The sequence below is a fragment of the Bradyrhizobium sp. RDM12 genome (assembly GCF_051917485.1).
Taxonomy (GTDB): Bacteria; Pseudomonadota; Alphaproteobacteria; order Rhizobiales; family Xanthobacteraceae; genus Bradyrhizobium.
The window spans coordinates 3,074,347-3,091,514 of sequence record NZ_CM133064.1; the positions used below are offsets into that span (position 1 = coordinate 3,074,347).

13 protein-coding genes and 3 pseudogenes are annotated in these 17,168 nt (G+C 65.2%); 7 read left to right on the forward strand and 9 right to left on the reverse strand.

The window, feature by feature from the left end; translation table 11 throughout:
- Positions 1-4: 4 nt before the first annotated feature.
- From ACTGJ9_RS14965 to ACTGJ9_RS14995, 7 genes and pseudogenes are all read right to left on the reverse strand, one after another.
- Positions 5-1,060, reverse strand: a complete 1,056-nt coding sequence (locus ACTGJ9_RS14965) for an ABC transporter permease (RefSeq protein ID WP_456677671.1) — start codon at positions 1,058-1,060, stop codon at positions 5-7.
- A complete protein-coding gene (locus ACTGJ9_RS14970) occupies positions 1,057-2,319 on the reverse strand; it encodes an ABC transporter permease (RefSeq protein WP_456677672.1) in 1,263 nt (420 codons plus the stop codon). Before ACTGJ9_RS14970 ends, ACTGJ9_RS14965 begins: the two co-directional genes overlap by 4 nt.
- Positions 2,320-2,644: 325 nt before the next feature.
- Positions 2,645-3,703 (reverse strand): ABC transporter substrate-binding protein, encoded by a 1,059-nt coding sequence (locus tag ACTGJ9_RS14975; RefSeq protein ID WP_456677673.1) that lies wholly within the window; start codon positions 3,701-3,703, stop codon positions 2,645-2,647.
- A gap of 64 nt (positions 3,704-3,767) precedes the next feature.
- Positions 3,768-4,877, reverse strand: a complete 1,110-nt coding sequence (locus ACTGJ9_RS14980) for an ABC transporter ATP-binding protein (RefSeq protein WP_456677674.1) — start codon at positions 4,875-4,877, stop codon at positions 3,768-3,770.
- 246 nt (positions 4,878-5,123) lie between these two features.
- Positions 5,124-6,692 (reverse strand): DUF4403 family protein, encoded by a 1,569-nt coding sequence (locus ACTGJ9_RS14985; RefSeq protein ID WP_456677675.1) that lies wholly within the window; start codon positions 6,690-6,692, stop codon positions 5,124-5,126.
- A gap of 145 nt (positions 6,693-6,837) precedes the next feature.
- Positions 6,838-7,474: pseudogene (locus tag ACTGJ9_RS14990) on the reverse strand (Vgb family protein).
- 28 nt (positions 7,475-7,502) lie between these two features.
- Positions 7,503-8,723 carry a helix-turn-helix domain-containing protein gene (locus ACTGJ9_RS14995; RefSeq protein WP_456677676.1) on the reverse strand — a complete coding sequence of 407 codons (1,221 nt, stop codon included), beginning with the start codon at positions 8,721-8,723 and terminating at the stop codon, positions 7,503-7,505.
- A gap of 99 nt (positions 8,724-8,822) precedes the next feature.
- Between ACTGJ9_RS14995 and ACTGJ9_RS15000 the strand changes: the two genes are divergently transcribed.
- Positions 8,823-9,608 carry a DUF899 domain-containing protein gene (locus ACTGJ9_RS15000; protein ID WP_456677677.1) on the forward strand — a complete coding sequence of 262 codons (786 nt, stop codon included), beginning with the start codon at positions 8,823-8,825 and terminating at the stop codon, positions 9,606-9,608.
- Positions 9,605-9,862 (forward strand): hypothetical protein, encoded by a 258-nt coding sequence (locus tag ACTGJ9_RS15005; protein ID WP_456677678.1) that lies wholly within the window; start codon positions 9,605-9,607, stop codon positions 9,860-9,862. The genes ACTGJ9_RS15000 and ACTGJ9_RS15005 overlap by 4 nt, the downstream gene beginning before the upstream one ends.
- 89 nt (positions 9,863-9,951) lie before the next feature.
- Here the strand turns inward: ACTGJ9_RS15005 and ACTGJ9_RS15010 are convergent, their stop codons facing one another.
- On the reverse strand, positions 9,952-10,656 hold the full coding sequence (locus ACTGJ9_RS15010) for a L,D-transpeptidase (protein ID WP_456677679.1): 705 nt from the start codon (positions 10,654-10,656) through the stop codon (positions 9,952-9,954).
- Between the two features lie 274 nt (positions 10,657-10,930).
- Here ACTGJ9_RS15010 and ACTGJ9_RS15015 point away from each other — a divergent pair, with 274 nt between their 5' ends.
- From ACTGJ9_RS15015 to ACTGJ9_RS15025, 3 genes are all read left to right on the forward strand, one after another.
- Positions 10,931-11,983 carry a glycosyltransferase family 4 protein gene (locus ACTGJ9_RS15015; RefSeq protein ID WP_456677680.1) on the forward strand — a complete coding sequence of 351 codons (1,053 nt, stop codon included), beginning with the start codon at positions 10,931-10,933 and terminating at the stop codon, positions 11,981-11,983.
- 33 nt (positions 11,984-12,016) lie between these two features.
- Positions 12,017-12,706, forward strand: coding sequence for a methyltransferase domain-containing protein (locus ACTGJ9_RS15020; RefSeq protein WP_456677681.1), 690 nt, complete (start codon positions 12,017-12,019; stop codon positions 12,704-12,706).
- Positions 12,707-12,940: 234 nt separating this feature from the next.
- Positions 12,941-13,600, forward strand: a complete 660-nt coding sequence (locus ACTGJ9_RS15025) for a hypothetical protein (protein WP_456677682.1) — start codon at positions 12,941-12,943, stop codon at positions 13,598-13,600.
- A 286-nt stretch (positions 13,601-13,886) separates the two neighbouring features.
- On the opposite strand, the gene ACTGJ9_RS15030 is transcribed toward ACTGJ9_RS15025, so the two are convergent.
- Entirely contained in the window at positions 13,887-15,551 is a 1,665-nt protein-coding gene (locus ACTGJ9_RS15030) for an aminotransferase class III-fold pyridoxal phosphate-dependent enzyme (protein ID WP_456677683.1), read from the reverse strand.
- A 35-nt stretch (positions 15,552-15,586) separates the two neighbouring features.
- Here ACTGJ9_RS15030 and asd point away from each other — a divergent pair.
- Positions 15,587-16,449: pseudogene (gene asd, locus ACTGJ9_RS15035) on the forward strand (archaetidylserine decarboxylase).
- Positions 16,450-16,516: 67 nt separating this feature from the next.
- A pseudogene (locus ACTGJ9_RS15040) lies at positions 16,517-17,084 on the forward strand (NUDIX hydrolase).
- Positions 17,085-17,168: the final 84 nt, after the last annotated feature.

Genomic DNA, 17,168 nt, shown 5'->3' on the forward strand with positions numbered 1-17,168 from the left:
TGTTCTAGCGACAAACCGTCGCGGGGGCAAAGCCGAGGACAGGTGAAGAGGGGTGAGAAATAAGTAGGGGCCCTCTGTCATTCCGGGGCGCGCAATAGCGCGAGCCCGGAATCCATTCATCCACGGTCGCTGCGGCACAATGGATTCCGGGCTCGCGCTGCGCGCGCCCCGGAATGACGAGACATCTTTCTACCGGAGGTATGACGCCATTGGACTCTTGGCGCCGCTCACGCGCTACTGCCCTTGAGCCGCGTTCGTTGCGGCGGCGCAGGCCTTCCAGGGTGGCGAGGAGGATGACCGAGACGGTCGTCAGGATCACCGCGGCTGCGGTGATGGTCGGGCTGATGTTCTCGCGGATGCCGCTGAACATCTCGCGCGGCAGGGTGCGCTGTTCCGGCCCCGCCATGAACAGCACGATCACCACTTCGTCGAAGCTGGTCGCGAAGGCGAACAGCGCGCCCGACGCCAACCCCGGCAGGATCAGCGGCAGGATCACGCGGCGGAACGCTTGAAGCGGCGAGGCGCCGAGCGAGGCGGCAGCGCGCGCCAGATTGGCGTCGAAGCTTTGTAGCGTCGCGCCGACCGTGATCACCACGAAGGGCGTCGCCAGCGCGGTGTGAGCCAGGATCAAGCCGAGATAGCTGCCGGTCAGTCCGATCGGAGCGAAGAAGAAATAGAGGCCGACCGCGGTGATGACACCCGGCACGACGACCGGCGACAGCACGAAAGCCAGCACCAGCGGCTTGAACCGGCTCTTCCATTGCGCGAGCCCCAGCGCCGCCAGCGTGCCCAAAACCATCGACAGCACGGTTGAGGCGACGCCGATGATCATGCTGTTCTTCAGCGAATTCATCCAGCGCGGCGAATTGATGAAGTCGTCATACCAGCGCAAGGAGAGGCCCGGCAGCGGATAGGTGAGGTACGAGCCCGAGCTGAACGACAGCGGCATGATGGCGAGAATCGGCGCGATCAGGAAGATGAACACCAGCGTCGAGATGACGATGGTCGCGGTCCACGCGATGCGCTGGCTCGGCGTGCGGAGGGAAGCATTGTCACTCAATTCTTCATCCCTCCCGTGACCTGCTGGCCCTGCACCAGCTTGCCGTAGACGAGAGCGAGCAGAATGGTGGCCAGCAGCAGCACCGCCCCCAGCGCCGACGCGAGGCCCCAATTGGCCGTCTCGGTCGTGTAGAGCGCGATGAAGTAGCTGATCATCTGATCGGCGGCGCCGCCGACCAGTGCCGGCGTGATGTAGTAGCCGAGCGCCAGGATGAAGACGAGCAGGCTTCCCGCCCCGATGCCGGGCAAGGTTTGCGGCAGGTAGATCCGCAGGAAGGCGGTGAGGGGTGGCGCGCCGAGCGAGGCGGCGGCACGCATGTAGGCGGGCGAGATCGCCTTCATGCTGCTGTACAGCGGCAGGATCATGAACGGCAGCAGCATGTGGGTCATGGCCACGCAGACACCGAAACGGTTGTAGATCAGGCGCAACGGCTCGTCGATGATGCCGAGCCAGTGCAGGCTGTCGTTCACGACGCCGTTGCTCTGCAGCAGCACGATCCAGGCGCAGGTGCGCACCAGAAGCGAGGTCCAGAACGGCAGCAGCACGAAGATCATCAGCAGGTTCGACCGGCCGGGCGGCAGGGTTGCCAACAGATACGCGACCGGGAAGCCAAGGATCAGGCAGAGTGCGGTGACACCGAGGCTGATGAGGAACGTGCGGCCGAAAACATCGCGGTAGATGGCCTGATCCGGCGGGGCCGCGACGATCGCGCCGTCCACGTTCCGCGTCAGGTCGAGTGCTGCCAGAAGATAGAAGCCGGTGACCGGGCCACCGGCATCCTTGATCGTCGTCCAGGTGGTGCGATCGCGCCAGGCCGGGTTGATCTTGCCCAGCGTCTCCCTGGCCGTGCCGGGCTCCGGCATCGCCTTCAGATTGCGCGCGGTGCTGCTCAGGATCGTGCGAAAGCCGTTCAGGGCGTAGTTCAGCCGCTTGGCCGCGATGGCGATGGTGCCGGAGGCGCGCGCCGCCAGGACGTCGCTGGCCAGCGCCGCGTAGGCCTTTTCATCCGGCAGGTCCTTGCCATCCCAATTGGCGAGAGCCGCGACGGTTTGAGGCAACGCCTGACGCACCTCGCGGTCATCGACAGCGCGCCACAGCATGCCGGCGATCGGGCCTGCGAAGGTGAAGAGCAGAAACAGCAGCAACGGCACAACCAGTGCCAGCGCCTTGATCTGGCGCGCGCGCTCCGCTCGCTTGAGGCGACGCTTGAGCGGCACCTCACTCTGCGCATCGACGCCGGTCAGGGAAACTGCTGTCATCGGGTGAGTCTCTTTGACCGGACTTCCCCCGCCTTTTCGGGGAGCCCCATCGCATATGGCCTTTTGGAGCGGCCTGAGTGCGCGCCTCGTCCTTCGAGACGACCGCTTTGCGGTCTCCTCAGGATGAGGCTCATCGACGTCGACGCCTGTGAAATGGCTGCCGCACACTCCGTCCTCATCCTGAGGAGCCCGCCTAAAGCGGGCGTCTCGAAGGATGGCCGCAACGAAACTGCTCTCAAATGCGGTCGCCCTTCCATCTTAGGTAGGGAGTGATGCGCAGGCGAGGAGGCATTGCCACTCCGCCTGCGCCGCGCACGCCGGCGCGCTATTTCGCGGCCCATTTGTTGAAGCGCTCGGTCAGGCGGTCGATGTTCTCGAGCCAGAAGGCAACGTTGATCTCGACCGCGTTCTTGATGTTGTCGGGCGCGGTCGGCAGATCCTTCAGGACGGCCGGCTGGATCAGGGCGGCGGCGTCCTTGTTCGAAGTGCCGTAGGCAATATTCCCCGACAGTTTTGACTGGTTCTCCGCCTTGCCGGCGAAGTCCAGGAACTTGTAGGCGGCGTCCTTGTTCGGGCTGCCCTTCAATATGACCCAACTGTCGAGGGTGAAGAGCGCGCCATCCCACACCATGCCAAAGTTCTTCTTCTCGTTCTTGTTCGCGGTGTCGATGCGGCCATTGTAGACCGAGGTCATCGCCACCTCGCCGGAGGCGAGCAATTGCGGCGGCTGGGCGCCGGCCTTCCACCAGACGAGGTCGCCCTTGATGGTGTCCAGCTTCTTGAATGCACGATCGACGCCCTCGTCGGTCGCCAGCACCTTGTAGACATCCTTCGGTGCGACGCCGTCGGCCATGAGGGCGATCTCGAGCGTGGTCTTTGGGCCCTGACGCAGGGCGCGCTTGCCCGGAATCTTCTTGGTGTCGAAGAAGTCGGCCCAGCCCTTGGGCGCATCCTTCAGCTTGTCCTTGTCGTAGCCGAGCACGAAATCGTAGAGGATGGCGCCGACGCCGCAGGGATTGACTGACGGCGCTATGTAAGCGGCCTCGCCGCCGATCTTGGAATAGTCGAGCTTCTCGAACAGGCCTTCCTCGCAGCCGACCGCGAGTTCGTCGCTCTCGACCTGGACGAGGTCCCAGGTGGCGGCGCCACCCTGGACCTTGGCGCGCAACACGCCGACGCCGCCGTCCCAGGACTCGTCGTTCATGGCAATGCCGGTCGCCTTCTTGAACGGCTCGAAATAGACCTTCTTCTGGGCATCCTGATATGCGCCGCCCCATGACACGACGGTGAGGTCGCGCGCCTGCGCGACCGTGGCCAGCGCGGCGCTGGCACTGAACGCCGCGGCGAATCCCAGAGCAATCTTGCCAATCTTGCGCTTCAGCATGGTGCTTGTTCCTTCTTCATCTGCGTTTGCATTGAGGTCGATCGATCGCGGTGCATTTGTTGGATCAGACGGGATCGAGGGCGAGGCAGTCCTCGGGGCGGAAAGTGATGAATACGCTTTCGCCAGGTCTCAGGCTATCATGCGCCCCCGGCTGCAGCTTGACCATGAACTCGGCATTCCCCGAGACATCGAGCACGGCCAGCGCATGGTCGCCGAGATAGATCGTGCTCTGCACTTTGGCCGGCAGCCGGTTCGGTCCGTCGCTGGAGCTGCCATCCGGGATAAAGGCGATCCGCTCCGGCCGCACCGACAAAGAGGTCGATGCGCCTGCGCCAGACACGTTGACCGCGCGGGCCATGACGGAGCCGCCGGCCGCCAGCGCGACGCGGCAATAATCCTGCTCGATCGTCTCCACAGTGCCGGCCAGCACGTTGCTCTCGCCGACGAAGTTGGCGACGAAGCTGTTGACCGGATGCTCGTACAGCGCGTCGGGCCGGTCGATCTGCTGCACGATGCCGTCGTTGAACACCGCAATGCGGTCCGACATGGTGAGCGCTTCGCTCTGGTCGTGGGTGACGTAGACGACGGTGATGCCCATCGTCTCATGCAGCTGCTTGATCTCCAACTGCATCTGCTCGCGCAGGCGCTTGTCGAGGGCGCCGAGGGGCTCGTCCATTAGCACGATCTGCGGGTTGAAGACCAGCGCGCGGGCCAGCGCCACGCGCTGCTGCTGGCCGCCGGACAGCTGCCCGGGCCGCCGCTGCGCCAGGGTTTCCATCTTGATCATGCGCAGCGCCGCTTTGACGCGCGCCTGCGCTTCCGCCTTGTTGACCTTGCGCACGGACAGCGGAAAGGCGACGTTCTCCTCGATCGTCAGGTGCGGAAACAAGGCATAGTTCTGGAATACCATGCCGATGTCGCGCTGGTGCGGCGGCATGTTCTTGATCGGGCGGTCCGCGAGGTAGATCTCGCCCTGGGTCGGAACCTCGAAGCCGGCCAGCATCATCAGCGTGGTCGTCTTGCCCGACCCCGAGGGGCCGAGCAGGGTGATGAACTCGCCCTTCCTGATATCGAGGTCGAGGTTCTTCACCACGAGGTGCTCGCCATCATAGGTCTTCTGAATGCCGGAAAAGCGCACCAGTACCGGCGCAGGCGTGACCAGGCCGGCTTCCATGTTGTCCTCGCGTATCCCCTACAATGCCGTCGAGAAACAGCTTAGCACCCTGCGACGAGAATGCCAGCGGCTCGCGGGAGCAGGCGCGCATGGGAGCGATTCCCCTGTGGCCATCCTTCGAGACGCCCGCCGTCGGCGGCCCTCAGGATGAGGATCGAGTGTGCGGCTGTCGTTTTGACGAGCACCGATGCCGCTTGACCCTCATCCCTGAGGAGACCGCGAAGCGGTCGTCTGCGCGAAGACGCGCTACATCCCCGACAGCTTGGTCACGTACACATTGAGTGTACCGCCGGCTTCCGCGACCACGCGCAGCGTCCTGGAATCGAAGGCGATGTCGGCCAGCGTGAGGCTGCTGATATTGGCCTCGACCTTGACGCCGTCCTCGCTCTTCTGGAAGTCGGCAATAACGGCTGCGATCTTCTCGCGCGCGTTGGCGGCGATCGGCTTCAGGTCGAGTGTCGCTTTTTGCACCAGCGCCTGCTGCATTTGCGGCACCACCGCGCGGGCCGCCGCGCCGAGCAGGCCGAAGGCCGCCTCGGACTCCACCGCGAGCTGGATGTCGGCGAGCCGCAGCGTCTGCTGCGCCTGGTCGAGCATCGGCCGGCCCCAGATGTGCACGGTTGCCTCGGCGCCGAGCCCGAGCCAGCTCTTCTTCTCCTTGGCGCGCACCAGCAGCGAGATCAGAAGCCGCTCGCCGGAGGGGACGACGTTGACGCTCTTCACCGTGACCTCGACCGGACCGGAGCCGTCCTCGGGATAGGTGTGGCCGACCATCTGGGCTGAGATCAGCTTGTTGATCTCGGTGAAGGGCACGTCGATGGGAACGCCGATGTTCACGCCGGTGCCGGTCGGTGGCACGATCGAGATCTTGTCGGGGAACGGGCAGTCGGGCTTGGTCTGCATCGACGTCACGCGCGTCTCGGCCTCGAGACCGAGCAGCAGCGTCACGTTCTGCGCGTCGACGCGCGGCTGCGCCGCGATCGCACGGGTCGGCTTCATCTCGAGCCAGAGCGGCGGCAGCGCGGCCGAGGAACCGCTGCCTTGCAGCGGGATCGAGCGGCAGGCCTTGGCCCATTGCACCTTCGCGTTCTCGCGCAGGCTGGGGTCGTTGCGGATGCGCTCCGAGACGACGTTGAGCTGATCGCCGACCGTCTTGTCGATCATCGGCTTCACCTGCGCGGGAACGTTGACCTTGGCGCCGGCGACGTTGAGGTTGGTGTCGCCGAGATTGACCTGTGCGCCGAGATTGGGCTCGAGATGCCAGGCGGCCGCGAGCTTCGGGCGCGAGGTGACCACCACATTACCCTTGATCTCGGCGCTGGCGTTCAAATTCTTGATGTTGACCGCGCCGATCCGCTTCGCCGCGTCGCCCCCGAGCACGCTGCCCAGCGCATCGCCGAGCGCGCCGGTAGCCTTCGCCGACAGCGACCCCGTCACATTCAGCTTGCCGCTGATCGGCGTCGACAGCGTGAGCACGTCCTTGTCGCCGGTCGCCGACATCGGTCCGCGGACGGCGGTCCAGCCGATCTCGGCGTCCTGCAGGATCTGCGAGATCGGATTCTCCGCCTTGCCGGCGAAATTGCGCGGTGAAGCCTTCTCGGCCTGGTCCCGGATCGCCGACAGCGCGATTGCGACGGGCGCCACCACGATCGAGCTTTTCGAGACTGGCGGCAGCGGCGGCAGTTGCGCGACCGGCGGCGCCGAATTGGTCGCGCGCGGCGACAGCAAGTCCATCGCTTTCAGGCTGATGAAAAACGACGCGGCGAGCACCGCAAGGGCGATCAGGACAGTCTTCAAATTCAAGGTTAGTCGCATCAATCCCCCAAGCCGCCCCGACGGGGATTTTACAGGGCAGGCGAGCAGGGCGCTAGAGCGCACCGATGGGGTGGAATTGCGGCAAATGTGTTAACGGCTGCAGCCGTGAGGTTACCGTCTGTTCGGACCGCCCAGCGCAGCGCGGCTAGCCGCGCTTGGGACGGCGGACCGCTCACCTTGCCGGCGGCGCCGCCGCCGCAGAACAGGCGATCGCCGCCGTCGGATTCCAGACCTGAAACCATCGTCCCGGCCGGCAGGTCGAGCTGCTCGAGCACCTTGCCGGTGTCAGGATCGATCCGCCTGATGTCGCTGTCCTCACCTTCCCAGGTGCCATGCCAGAGCTCGCCGTCGACCCAGGTGACGCCGGTGACGAAGCGCTTGCTTTCGATGGTACGAAGCACCGTGCCCGTGTCCGGGTCGATCTGATGGATCTTGCGCTCGCGATATTGCCCGACCCACAGCGAGCCTTCGGCCCAGGCCAATCCGGAATCGCCACCACCGCCGGGCGCGGGGATCGTGGCGAGCAGCTTGCCTGTCGCGGCGTCGATCTTCTGGATGCGATCCTCCGCGATCTGAAACAGGTGGCGGCCGTCGAACGCCGTGCCTGCATGTGCGGCGACATCGAGCGATCGCGCGATCTTGCCGGTGGCCGGATCGAGGCCATTCAATTTGTCGCCCGATGCGAACCAGACATGGGTGCCGTCATAAGTGACGCCATGCACGGCCTCGACGTCCGGAAACGGCCCGTACTCCCTGACGATCTCTGCGGCGGAACGCTTCATTCTGCTCGATCCCTCTGAGGCGACTACCCTATGCCTTTAACAGCGGTCCGGGGAGTAACAAGCCTGTCGGGAATCCGGGGACGGGCGGGGTCATCCAGCGCCGCGCCCGTCCGTGTCCGAACGACTGCACCTTATCCGATCGCGCCAGCTCCTCGAGCGCCCGTTGCACCGTGCGCGCGCTCATGCCGAGCGCGAGCGCGAGCGCCGAGCTCGACCACGGCTCGCCATCGGCGAGAATGGCAAGGACCGCGGCGTGCTTCTCCTCGACAGGCCGGGCCAGCACGATGACGTCGCGCGTCTTCCGCGGGGCCAGCTCGAAACCCTGCTTGGTCGCGCTGATTTCGGCCAGCGGCTTGAGCTGGGTGCGCAGCCGCCCGATCTCGACGCGCAATCGCGCGCGGTGCGACTCGTCGACGTGCCTGGCCTGGAACGCGCCTGATATCAACGCCTCGCGCGAGACATCCGCGGGCCATGCCTGCGCCAGCAAACGGGCGAGTGCGAACAGCACGGGCCGCGTTCCGAGCGACACGGCGGTGCCTTGCCTGCGCACGACATGATGGAAGGTGTCGACGACGAGCGCCGTCGAGGTCGCCAGCCTCTCGACCTCGCCGAGCAGCAGCGGGTGCTCGCTGCCGCCCGCGATCAGGCGCGCGGCCGGCGTGTTCAGGATCAGGCTTGCGCTGTCGACCTCGGCGACGAGCGCCGGGATTTTGGCCAGCCGCGCTGCCTTGCCTGCGCGGTCGAGTGCTGCGCGCGCATCCCTTGTTTTCAGCCGCCTGATGGCGATGCCGGCCACCACCAGCTCGCGAACGACGAGAGAGGCGGGCGGGAGCGGGGAGACGCCGATCTCGGCCAGCGTGCGCTCGGCCTCGTCGACGCGTCCGAGCAGGAGAAGACGGCGGGCCTCGATATGGCCGGCATGGGCGGCATTGGCGAGATCGCCATGGCTTGCGAGCGTCGCCCGCGCGCTTGCGAGCGTGCGTGTCGGCCAGTTCAGGTCGCGCGAGACCAGCGCGATCTCGGCCTCGGCCACCACGCATCTGGCGCGCGCGACCGCCTCTCTCGGCCCGAATGCGCGCGCCGCGCTGCGCAGCAGTGTCTTGGCTTTCGCGAGATCGCCGAGCTGGGCCATCGCGATGCCGCGCAGCGCCAGCGACGGCGCATCGTTGCGCAGCGCGGCGCGGTTCAGCGCGCCGAGCGGATCGCCGGCTTCGAGCGCGCGGGCGGCGGCCGTGATCAGCGACTCCATGAAAATCCCGCCACACTTGTTACTCCCACTCGGCCCTCGTCCGGTGCCAGAAATCGTTGACGGCCGACAATGTGCGGTGAGCAAGAAGTTTGGAGAGCCATGATGACATCAGCTGAGAAAGCAGGAACTAACGGACAGCCCGCCATGCAAACACCGCCAGTGGTGTCGGCGCAAGACTGGGAGGCAGCCCGTCAGCAACTGCTCGTGAAGGAAAAGGCACATACCCGCGCCCGCGATGCACTCGCTGCCGAGCGCCGGCGCATGCCGTGGATGGAAGTCGACAAAACCTACGCATTCGAGACGCCGTCGGGCAAGGCCACCCTGCTCGATCTGTTCCAGGGCCGGCGGCAACTGATCCTGTACCGGGCCTTCTTCGAGCCGGGCGTGTTCGGCTGGCCCGACCATGCCTGCCGCGGCTGCTCCATGGTGGCCGACCAGGTCGCCCATGTCGCCCATTTGAACGCCCGCGACACCACGCTGGTGTTCGCCTCGCGCGCGCCGCAGGCGGATATTGCGCGGCTGAAGGCGCGGATGGGCTGGAACATCCCGTGGGTCACCATCACCGACAGCTTTGACGCCGATTTCGGCGTCGGCGAATGGCACGGCACCAACGTGTTCTACCGCGACGGGACGCGCATCTTCCGCACCTATCTGATCAAGAGCCGCGGCGACGAGCAGATGGGCGGCACCTGGAACTACCTCGACATCACCCCGCTCGGCCGCCAGGAGGTCTGGGAGGACTCGCCGGCCGGCTATCCGCAGACGGCCACCTACAAATGGTGGAATTGGCACGATAGCTACGAAGCGGGCGCGGCGCCCGACAAGAAATGGGTTGAGGTGTCCGATGCCGGAGAGATCGCGCTCCGTTCGGCGGGCGCGCAGTGACCGAGGCCCATGCCGCCGACGGCAGCCGTGACGGCAGGGAGGTCGCATCCCAACTCGTCCGATGGCTGGGTCTTGCGGCCTCACCGACGTTCGCGATCATGGCCGTGCTGACGGCCGTGCTCGGCGGCGGACCGGCGGACATGCTCTGCTCCGCCGGGCACGGGCTGTCGCCGGGCGGGATGGTGCCGATGTATTTGCTGATGAGCGCCTTTCACGCAGCGGCGTGGCTGAGACTGATCTCGGGGCGGCGGTGAGCGCCCACTGGCATCGGCCCAAACGAAAGCAGCCCCGGCATCGCCGGGGCTGTTCGCTTTTCAATTCTGCTCGCAGCCGACCGCCTGCGCTAGCGGAGTTCGGCGCGGCGCTCGGTCATCGGCAGCACGATCACCTTGGTGCCGACGTTGACGCGGGAGTAGAGGTCGGAGACGTCGTTGTTGGTCAGGCGGATGCAGCCGGAGGAGACGTGTTTGCCGATCGTGTCGGGGGCGTTGGTGCCGTGGATGCGGTAGACGGTGCCGCCGAGATACATGGCGCGGGCGCCAAGCGGGTTGCCGGGGCCGCCGGCCATGTGGCGTGGCAGATAGGGCTGGCGCTGAATCATTTCCGGCGGCGGGGTCCAGTCCGGCCATTCGGCCTTCTTGGTCACCGACTGCGTGCCGGACCAGGTGAAACCGTCGCGACCGACGCCGATGCCGTAGCGGATCGCCTGGCCGTTGCCCAGCACATAATAGAGATAGGTGTTGGGCGTATCGATGATGATCGTGCCCGGGGCTTCACGCGTCGCGTAGCTCACGGTCTGGCGGCGGAAGCGGGCCGGCGTCTCGACGAGGTCCTGATCCTCGGACGGGGCGGTCTGATAGCTCGGCGCCTGATAGGGCTGGTACGGTTGAAGCGGCTGCGGCGCGGTCATCGCCGGCAGCGGCTGGAAGAACGGAAACAGTTGCACGGGCGCAGCCTTGACCGGGCCGGCAAATGCGATTGCGATCACAGCCACTGCACCGACGGCAACGGCGCGCGAAAATGTCTTGAACGTGTCCAGATTGAACATTGGTCGCCCCTGTTTGCGTGGTGTTTTTCGGTCACCCCGGCACCGTTTCGGTGCTCCGTTGCGTCAACCAGTAACGACAAGACGTTTCGGGACGTTTGCACGTAAAACCGAAAACGGTTTCGTCGTGGCAAGGATTGTTTCATGACCGTTTCGTGGCCCGGCCACGCCGTTAACGATCAAAACAGCGCGCCGACACTTATGTGACGTCACACGCCTGAAATATCCGTGGTTGATGGTCCTAAGCCGAGAATCATCAAACTCTCGGGATTTCCCCATGCGGGTATTAATCGCGACTGACGCCTGGCATCCGCAGGTCAACGGTGTGGTCCGGACGCTGACCTCGCTGGCGGCCGCCGCCAAGGCCCTCGATGTCGAGATCGACTTCCTGACGCCGGACGGCTTCCGGTCCTGGCCGTTGCCGACCTATCCGGGCCTGCGCATCGCGCTGCCTGCGGGTAAGGAGATCGCACGGCGGATCGAGAAGGCCGCGCCCGAAGCGCTGCATATCGCAACCGAAGGCCCGATCGGGTGGGCCGCGCGCGCCTATTGCCGCCGCAACGGTCTCGCCTTCACCACCTCCTACACGACGCGCTTTCCGGAATACGTCTCGGTGCGGACCGGCATCCCCGATGCCGTAGGCTACGCCGTGCTGCGCCACTTCCACGATGCCGCCGCCATGACCATGGTGGCGACGCCGTCGCTGCGGCAGGAGCTGTCGGGGCGCGGCTTCAAGCGGCTCGGCTTCTGGGGGCGCGGCGTCAACACCGAGCTGTTCCATCCTGATTCTCCGGCCAAGCTCGACCTGCCTGGCCCGATCTTCATGACCATGGGCCGCGTCGCGGTGGAGAAGAATCTCGAGGCGTTCCTTTCGCTCGATCTGCCCGGCACCAAGGTCGTCGTCGGTGACGGCCCGCAGAAGGCCGCGCTCGAGAAGAAATATCCCGACGCCGTCTTCCTCGGCGAGAAAAAGGGCGCGGATCTGACCGCGCATCTCGCCGCCGCCGACGTTTTCGTGTTCCCGAGCCTCACCGACACGTTCGGCGTGGTGCAACTCGAAGCGCTCGCCTGCGGCACGCCGGTTGCGGCGTTTCCGGTGACCGGACCGAAGGACGTCATCGCCGATCACCCGATCGGCGCGATCGATAACGATCTGCGCGCCGCCTGTCTGCGCGCACTCACCATGTCGCGCGAGACCTGCCGCAATTTCGCGCTGGAGCGCTCCTGGGAGAACAGCGCGCGCCAGTTCGTCGGCAATCTCACCTCACTCCAGCCCAGCCGCATCCTGCGCGCCTCGCCTCGCATGGCGCGGCGGCCGGTGCGCGGCTGATCCATATTTTGACCCACAGCGAGAACCTCATCGATGGCTAAGATCATGAACCTTGACGGCGCCCAGCAGCTCGATCTCACCCGCGGCACGGTCGAGCAGGCCTATGATCGCTGGGCGCCGGTCTACGATCTCGTGTTCGGCGGTGTGTTCGCCAAGGGCCGTCAGGCCGCGATCGCAGCCACCAACAAGATCGGCGGCCGCGTGCTCGAGGTCGGTGTCGGCACCGGCATCTCGCTGCCGCTTTATGCCCCGAACTTGCGTATCTTCGGCACCGACATTTCGGAAGCGATGCTCGACAAGGCGCGCCAGCGCGTCACCGAAGGCAAGCTGAAGAACGTCGAGGGCCTCGCGGTCATGGACGCCGAGAATCTCGAATTCCCCGACAATTCCTTCGACGTCGTGATGGCGCAGTATGTCGTCACCGCCGTGCCGAATCCGGAAGTCGCGCTCGACGAATTCGCCCGCGTGCTGCGCCCGGGCGGCGAGCTCATCATCCTCACCCGCGTCAGCGCCGATACCGGCATGCGCCGCTTCATCGAGCAGAAGCTCCAGCCGGTGGTGCGCCCGCTCGGCTTCCGCACCGCCGAGTTCGCCTGGTCGCGCTATGCCAAATGGCTCGCCGGCGCCAAGGGTATCGAGCTTGCCGAGCGCCGCCTGATTCCGCCGCTGGGCCATTTCTCGCTGGTGCGCTTCCGCAAGGTCGGCGTCGCCAAGGCGGCCTGAATTGTTGTTGCCCCTCATGGTGAGGAGCGCGCCCTTGCGCGCGTCCCATGGAGGCCCGGCTGTCAGCGGGGCTCGCCCAGACGCTTGCTTCGCAAGCTCCTCAGGGTGAGGGGAGAAGGTAACCCGTGCGTCATCGTGTCGCTGCACACATCGTTACATGACAAAATGATGATGTCACACGACCTACATCGAATCCCTGTAAATCCTGAACCCGAAAGCATTTTGGGGGAGAGCATGATCAAGAATTATCTCGAGCAGCTGCGGATCCAGCGCTGGGACGACCATCGCTACTATCACCACAGCCGTATCAATCAGAGCCTGCACTTCGTCAGCGCGCTGAGCTTTCTCTTTGCCTATCTCTGGCTGTTCGTCGATCCCATGATCTCGGCGCTGGTCGGCTGGATGGTCTCGATGACCTCGCGCCAGGCCGGTCATTTCTTCTTCGAGCCGCACGATTACGACCACATCAACCAGGCGACGCACGAGTACAAGGAAGACATCAAGGTCGGCTACAACCTGCAGCGCAAGGTGGTGCTGATGGCGATCTGGGCGCTGTCGCCGCTGGTGCTGGTTGTCGATCCGACGCTGTTCGGCCTATTCACGCCGTGGGCTTCCGCGGCCGATTTCATGCGGCAGGTCGCCAAGATCTGGCTCGTGATCGGCGGCGGCGGTCTCCTGTTCCGCACCGTGCACCTGTTCTTCATCCGCGACGTCGAGACCGGTCTCGTCTGGATGACCAAGATCCTGACGGACCCCTTCCACGATCTGATGCTCTATCGCAGCGCTCCGCTCGCCTTGATGCGCGGCGAGCTGATGGATCCCGGCCTGCACCTCAACCCCGAGCACACGCTGGGCCTCATCTCCGAGCCGGCGCTCGAAGAGCAGCACGCCTGAGCGCGCCGCGCACACCGACCACTCCGATGTCTGATGGTTACGTCATGCCCGGGCCTGTCCCGGGCATCCACGTCTTGAGGGCGGTTTCTTCACCTCCCCGCGTGCGGGAGAGGTCGAATTTGCGCGCAGCGCAAATTCGGGTGAGGGGGCTCTCCACAGGGGCGTTGCCAGCAGGGTGTCCACGAACTCTAACCGCGCGCGCGGAGAGTCCCCCTCACCCGAACCCTCTCCCCGCAAGCGGGGCGAGGGAGAAGCGCGTGCGGTGTTCGGGGAGAAGGCGGCGACCTCAGCGCCCGAAGCGCTTGGCCAGCATCTCTTTCAGGATCTGCCGCTTGATGTTCTTGTTGGTGAGCGCGCCGTCGTGCCACCAGAAGCCGCCTGCCTTCATCTTTCTGGCGGCGCGGACGAAGCGGTCGGCGACCTCAGTGAAGTCGGCATCGGTGTAGTTGAGGCTGAAGATCAGCCGTCCGGTGCCGACCCAGCTCAGCGACAGGCCTTCGGCGCGCAAGTAATATTGCAGCATCCAGTTGTAGCGGGACGGCGTGGTGTATTTCACCGTCCAGATCGACGAGAAGTTGGCGAACCGGACCGGCAGGTCGGCGTCGCTCATCATCTGGTTGAGCTTTTGCGCGCGGCCGTTCCAGGTCGCATCCAGGCCATCGTAGATCGCGCGGAAGTTCGGGCTGGCGAGCCGGCTCAAGAACTCGTCCATCGCCGTCATGACGTAGGGATGCGAGTTGAAGGTGCCGCGCGCGAAGCAGATGTCGGCGGGACGATCATCGCGGAAGCGGCGCATCAACTCGCGTTTGCCGCAGACGACGCCGACCGGCAGGCCGCCGGCGAGGCTCTTGCCGTAGGTCACCATGTCGGCCTTGACGCCGAAATATTCCTGGGCGCCGCCGGCGGCGAGACGAAAGCCGACGAAGACCTCGTCGAAGATCAGCACGATGCCACGCTCGGTGCAGACCTCGCGGAGCTGCTTCAGCCATTCGGTGTAGGCCACGCGGTCGAAATTGCTGCCGCGGGAGCTGTCGACCAGCGAGGAATCGCCGGGCGCGTTGACGTTCGGGTGCAGCCCCTGCAGCGGATTGACCAGCACGCAGGCAATGTCCTTGCGCGTGCGCAGCACATGCAGCGTCTTCTCCGACATCTCGGCGAGGGTGTAGGTTTCGTGCGCGGGAATGGGATTGCCGACGCCGGGCTGCACGTCGCCCCACCAGCCGTGATAGGCGCCTGCGAAGCGAACGAGATGCGAACGCCTGGTGTGGTAGCGCGCGAGCCGCACCGTCTGCATCACCGCTTCGGTGCCGGACATGTGGAAGGAGACTTCGTCGAGACCCGAGATTCGGCAGAGCCGCTGCACGTTGTCGAGGATGACGGGATGATAGGGGCCCAGCACCGGGCCGAGCGCGTGCGCCCGCTTCTCGGAGCCTTCGATGCACTCCTTGTAGAAGTCATTGCCAAAGATGTTGACGCCGTAGGACCCGGTGAGGTCGTACGAGGTGTTGCCGTCGACATCCGTGACGGTGACGCCGCTCGAGGACTCCATGAAGGTCGAGGTGCCCAGATGTTCCCGGACGAGACGCGAGAACTGGAACGGCACGCGATAGGTCTCGGTGAAGTTGAGGTCGGAGATCGTCTCGGCCGCTTCCTTCGTCATCGCGCGGCCCTTGGGATACCGCTCGGCATAGAGCGCCGCGAGGCGGAAGAAGGCCTCCTTGCGCTGCATCACCACGTTGTCAGGCGCGCCGTCGCAGCCGAAATATTTGTCGCCTTCGAACTCGTAGAACGGCAGCAGCTTTGCCACCCGGCGCGACATCTTGGAGTGCCCGGCGAGCGAGCGGTGCTTGGCGCGGGACAATGCGATCCGCGCCGTGAGCTTCGGGAAGGCGGCGGCAGCGGAGGCTGCGGCGGCCACGGAAAATGAGAGAATCGGGAGTGTCGTTTCCATGACAACAAGCGCTAATACTGCGAGCTGACAGATTCATGACAGTCAAAGCCCTCATCGCCTCCTTCACCCAGCAGGAAGACCTCAACTTCCTGTTGACCAACCGCATCCCGCGCGCAGGCTTGACCCGCTTCATGGGCTGGTTCTCCAAGATCGAGAACCCGCTTGTCAGGGATTTCTCGATCGCGCTGTGGAAGCTGTTTTCCGACCTTGATCTGTCCGAGGCAAAGAAGGACCATTTCAGGAGTCTGCACGATTGCTTCACCCGTGAGCTCAAGCCGGGTCTGCGGCCGTTTGATCCGGATCCGTCGGTGGTCGCCAGTCCCTCGGACGGCATCGTCGGCGCCCACGGCCGGATTGCCGACACCGAACTGTTCCAGGTCAAGGGCGCGCCCTATTCGCTGCTCGACCTGCTTGGCGACCCCGCGCTGGTCGAGCAGCACCGCAACGGAAGCTTCGTCACGCTGCGGTTGACCTCGAGCATGTATCACCGCTTCCACGCACCGTTCGATGCGCATATCGAGCGCGTCACGCTGATCCATGGCGACGTCTGGAACGTCAATCCGATCGCGCTGAAGCGGGTCGAGCGTCTGTTCTGCAAGAACGAGCGTGCGGTGATCCGCACGCATCTCGCGACCGGCGAGGCGGTGACGCTGGTGCCGGTCGCCGCGATCCTGGTCGCGAGTATCCGCCTGCACTTCCTCGACATGGTGCTGAATGCGCAGACCAAGGGGCCGATCAATTTCCCCTGCGACGTCAACGTGACCAAAGGCGAGGAGCTCGGCTGGTTCGAGCACGGGTCGACCATCATCATCCTCGCGCCCGGCGATTTTACCTTTGCGACGGCATTGGCGAGGGCACGCGCATCCGTGCCGGTCAAGCGCTGCTGAGGAAAAACTAGCCTTCAATCCGCCGTCTCGGCCGCCTATATCCTCCGCCGGGACAATTCGATCGACACGGATTTTGGCATGGCACGGGCGCCGGTGATGGCGGCGGGTGGTATTGTGCTGCGGCGTGGCGACACGCCGCTGATCGCGGTCGTGCGCCAGCGCAAGCGCAATGAATGGGTGTTGCCCAAGGGCAAGCTCGACGATAGCGAGACGCCGAAGCAAGCCGCGCACCGCGAGGTGCTGGAGGAGACCGGCCATGACGTGGTCGTGCACGAGTTTCTGGGCACGATCGCCTACCAGTCCGGCGGCCCCATCAAGATCGTGCATTTCTGGCGGATGGAGGCCGGTGGCGGTCCCGTCCGCAAGCTCATGAACGACATCAAGGCGGTCGACTGGCTGACGCTGGACGACGCGCTCGCGCGCCTCGCGTGAATATGAGCGCGCGTTCCTCACCCAGGTCGGCCCGATCGCGATCGCCGCGGCCGGGCTTGCATCGTCATCCGCGCCGGAGCCGACGCCGACGCTGGCCGCCGACGAGATCGATGCGGCCTTGCAGACGCTGACGCCGGCCGAGGCTGCCTCCGTCGACGAGCTGCGGCACGGCCTGCTGCAGAAGGTGCGGGCCTGGTTGCGCGGCGAGGCGTGAGATTGCTTCGCCTCTGCCTGTAGGTGAAGGCGCGTATCCGCAAGTCAGCATGATCGTATTCGCGTCAGCTCCCACCAAGTCGTC

What these genes read in the sequence shown, in the direction of transcription:
- ACTGJ9_RS15030 (WP_456677683.1), bottom strand. Translation starts at nt 15,551, where the DNA reads ATGGAAACGACACTCCCGATTCTCTCATTTTCCGTGGCCGCCGCAGCC.
- ACTGJ9_RS14970 (WP_456677672.1), bottom strand. Translation starts at nt 2,319, where the DNA reads ATGACAGCAGTTTCCCTGACCGGCGTCGATGCGCAGAGTGAGGTGCCG.
- ACTGJ9_RS14975 (WP_456677673.1), bottom strand. Translation starts at nt 3,703, where the DNA reads ATGCTGAAGCGCAAGATTGGCAAGATTGCTCTGGGATTCGCCGCGGCG.
- ACTGJ9_RS15010 (WP_456677679.1), bottom strand. Translation starts at nt 10,656, where the DNA reads ATGTTCAATCTGGACACGTTCAAGACATTTTCGCGCGCCGTTGCCGTC.
- ACTGJ9_RS15025 (WP_456677682.1), top strand. Translation starts at nt 12,941, where the DNA reads ATGATCAAGAATTATCTCGAGCAGCTGCGGATCCAGCGCTGGGACGAC.
- ACTGJ9_RS14980 (WP_456677674.1), bottom strand. Translation starts at nt 4,877, where the DNA reads ATGGAAGCCGGCCTGGTCACGCCTGCGCCGGTACTGGTGCGCTTTTCC.
- ACTGJ9_RS14995 (WP_456677676.1), bottom strand. Translation starts at nt 8,723, where the DNA reads ATGGAGTCGCTGATCACGGCCGCCGCCCGCGCGCTCGAAGCCGGCGAT.
- ACTGJ9_RS15020 (WP_456677681.1), top strand. Translation starts at nt 12,017, where the DNA reads ATGGCTAAGATCATGAACCTTGACGGCGCCCAGCAGCTCGATCTCACC.
- ACTGJ9_RS14985 (WP_456677675.1), bottom strand. Translation starts at nt 6,692, where the DNA reads ATGCGACTAACCTTGAATTTGAAGACTGTCCTGATCGCCCTTGCGGTG.
- ACTGJ9_RS15000 (WP_456677677.1), top strand. Translation starts at nt 8,823, where the DNA reads ATGATGACATCAGCTGAGAAAGCAGGAACTAACGGACAGCCCGCCATG.
- ACTGJ9_RS15015 (WP_456677680.1), top strand. Translation starts at nt 10,931, where the DNA reads ATGCGGGTATTAATCGCGACTGACGCCTGGCATCCGCAGGTCAACGGT.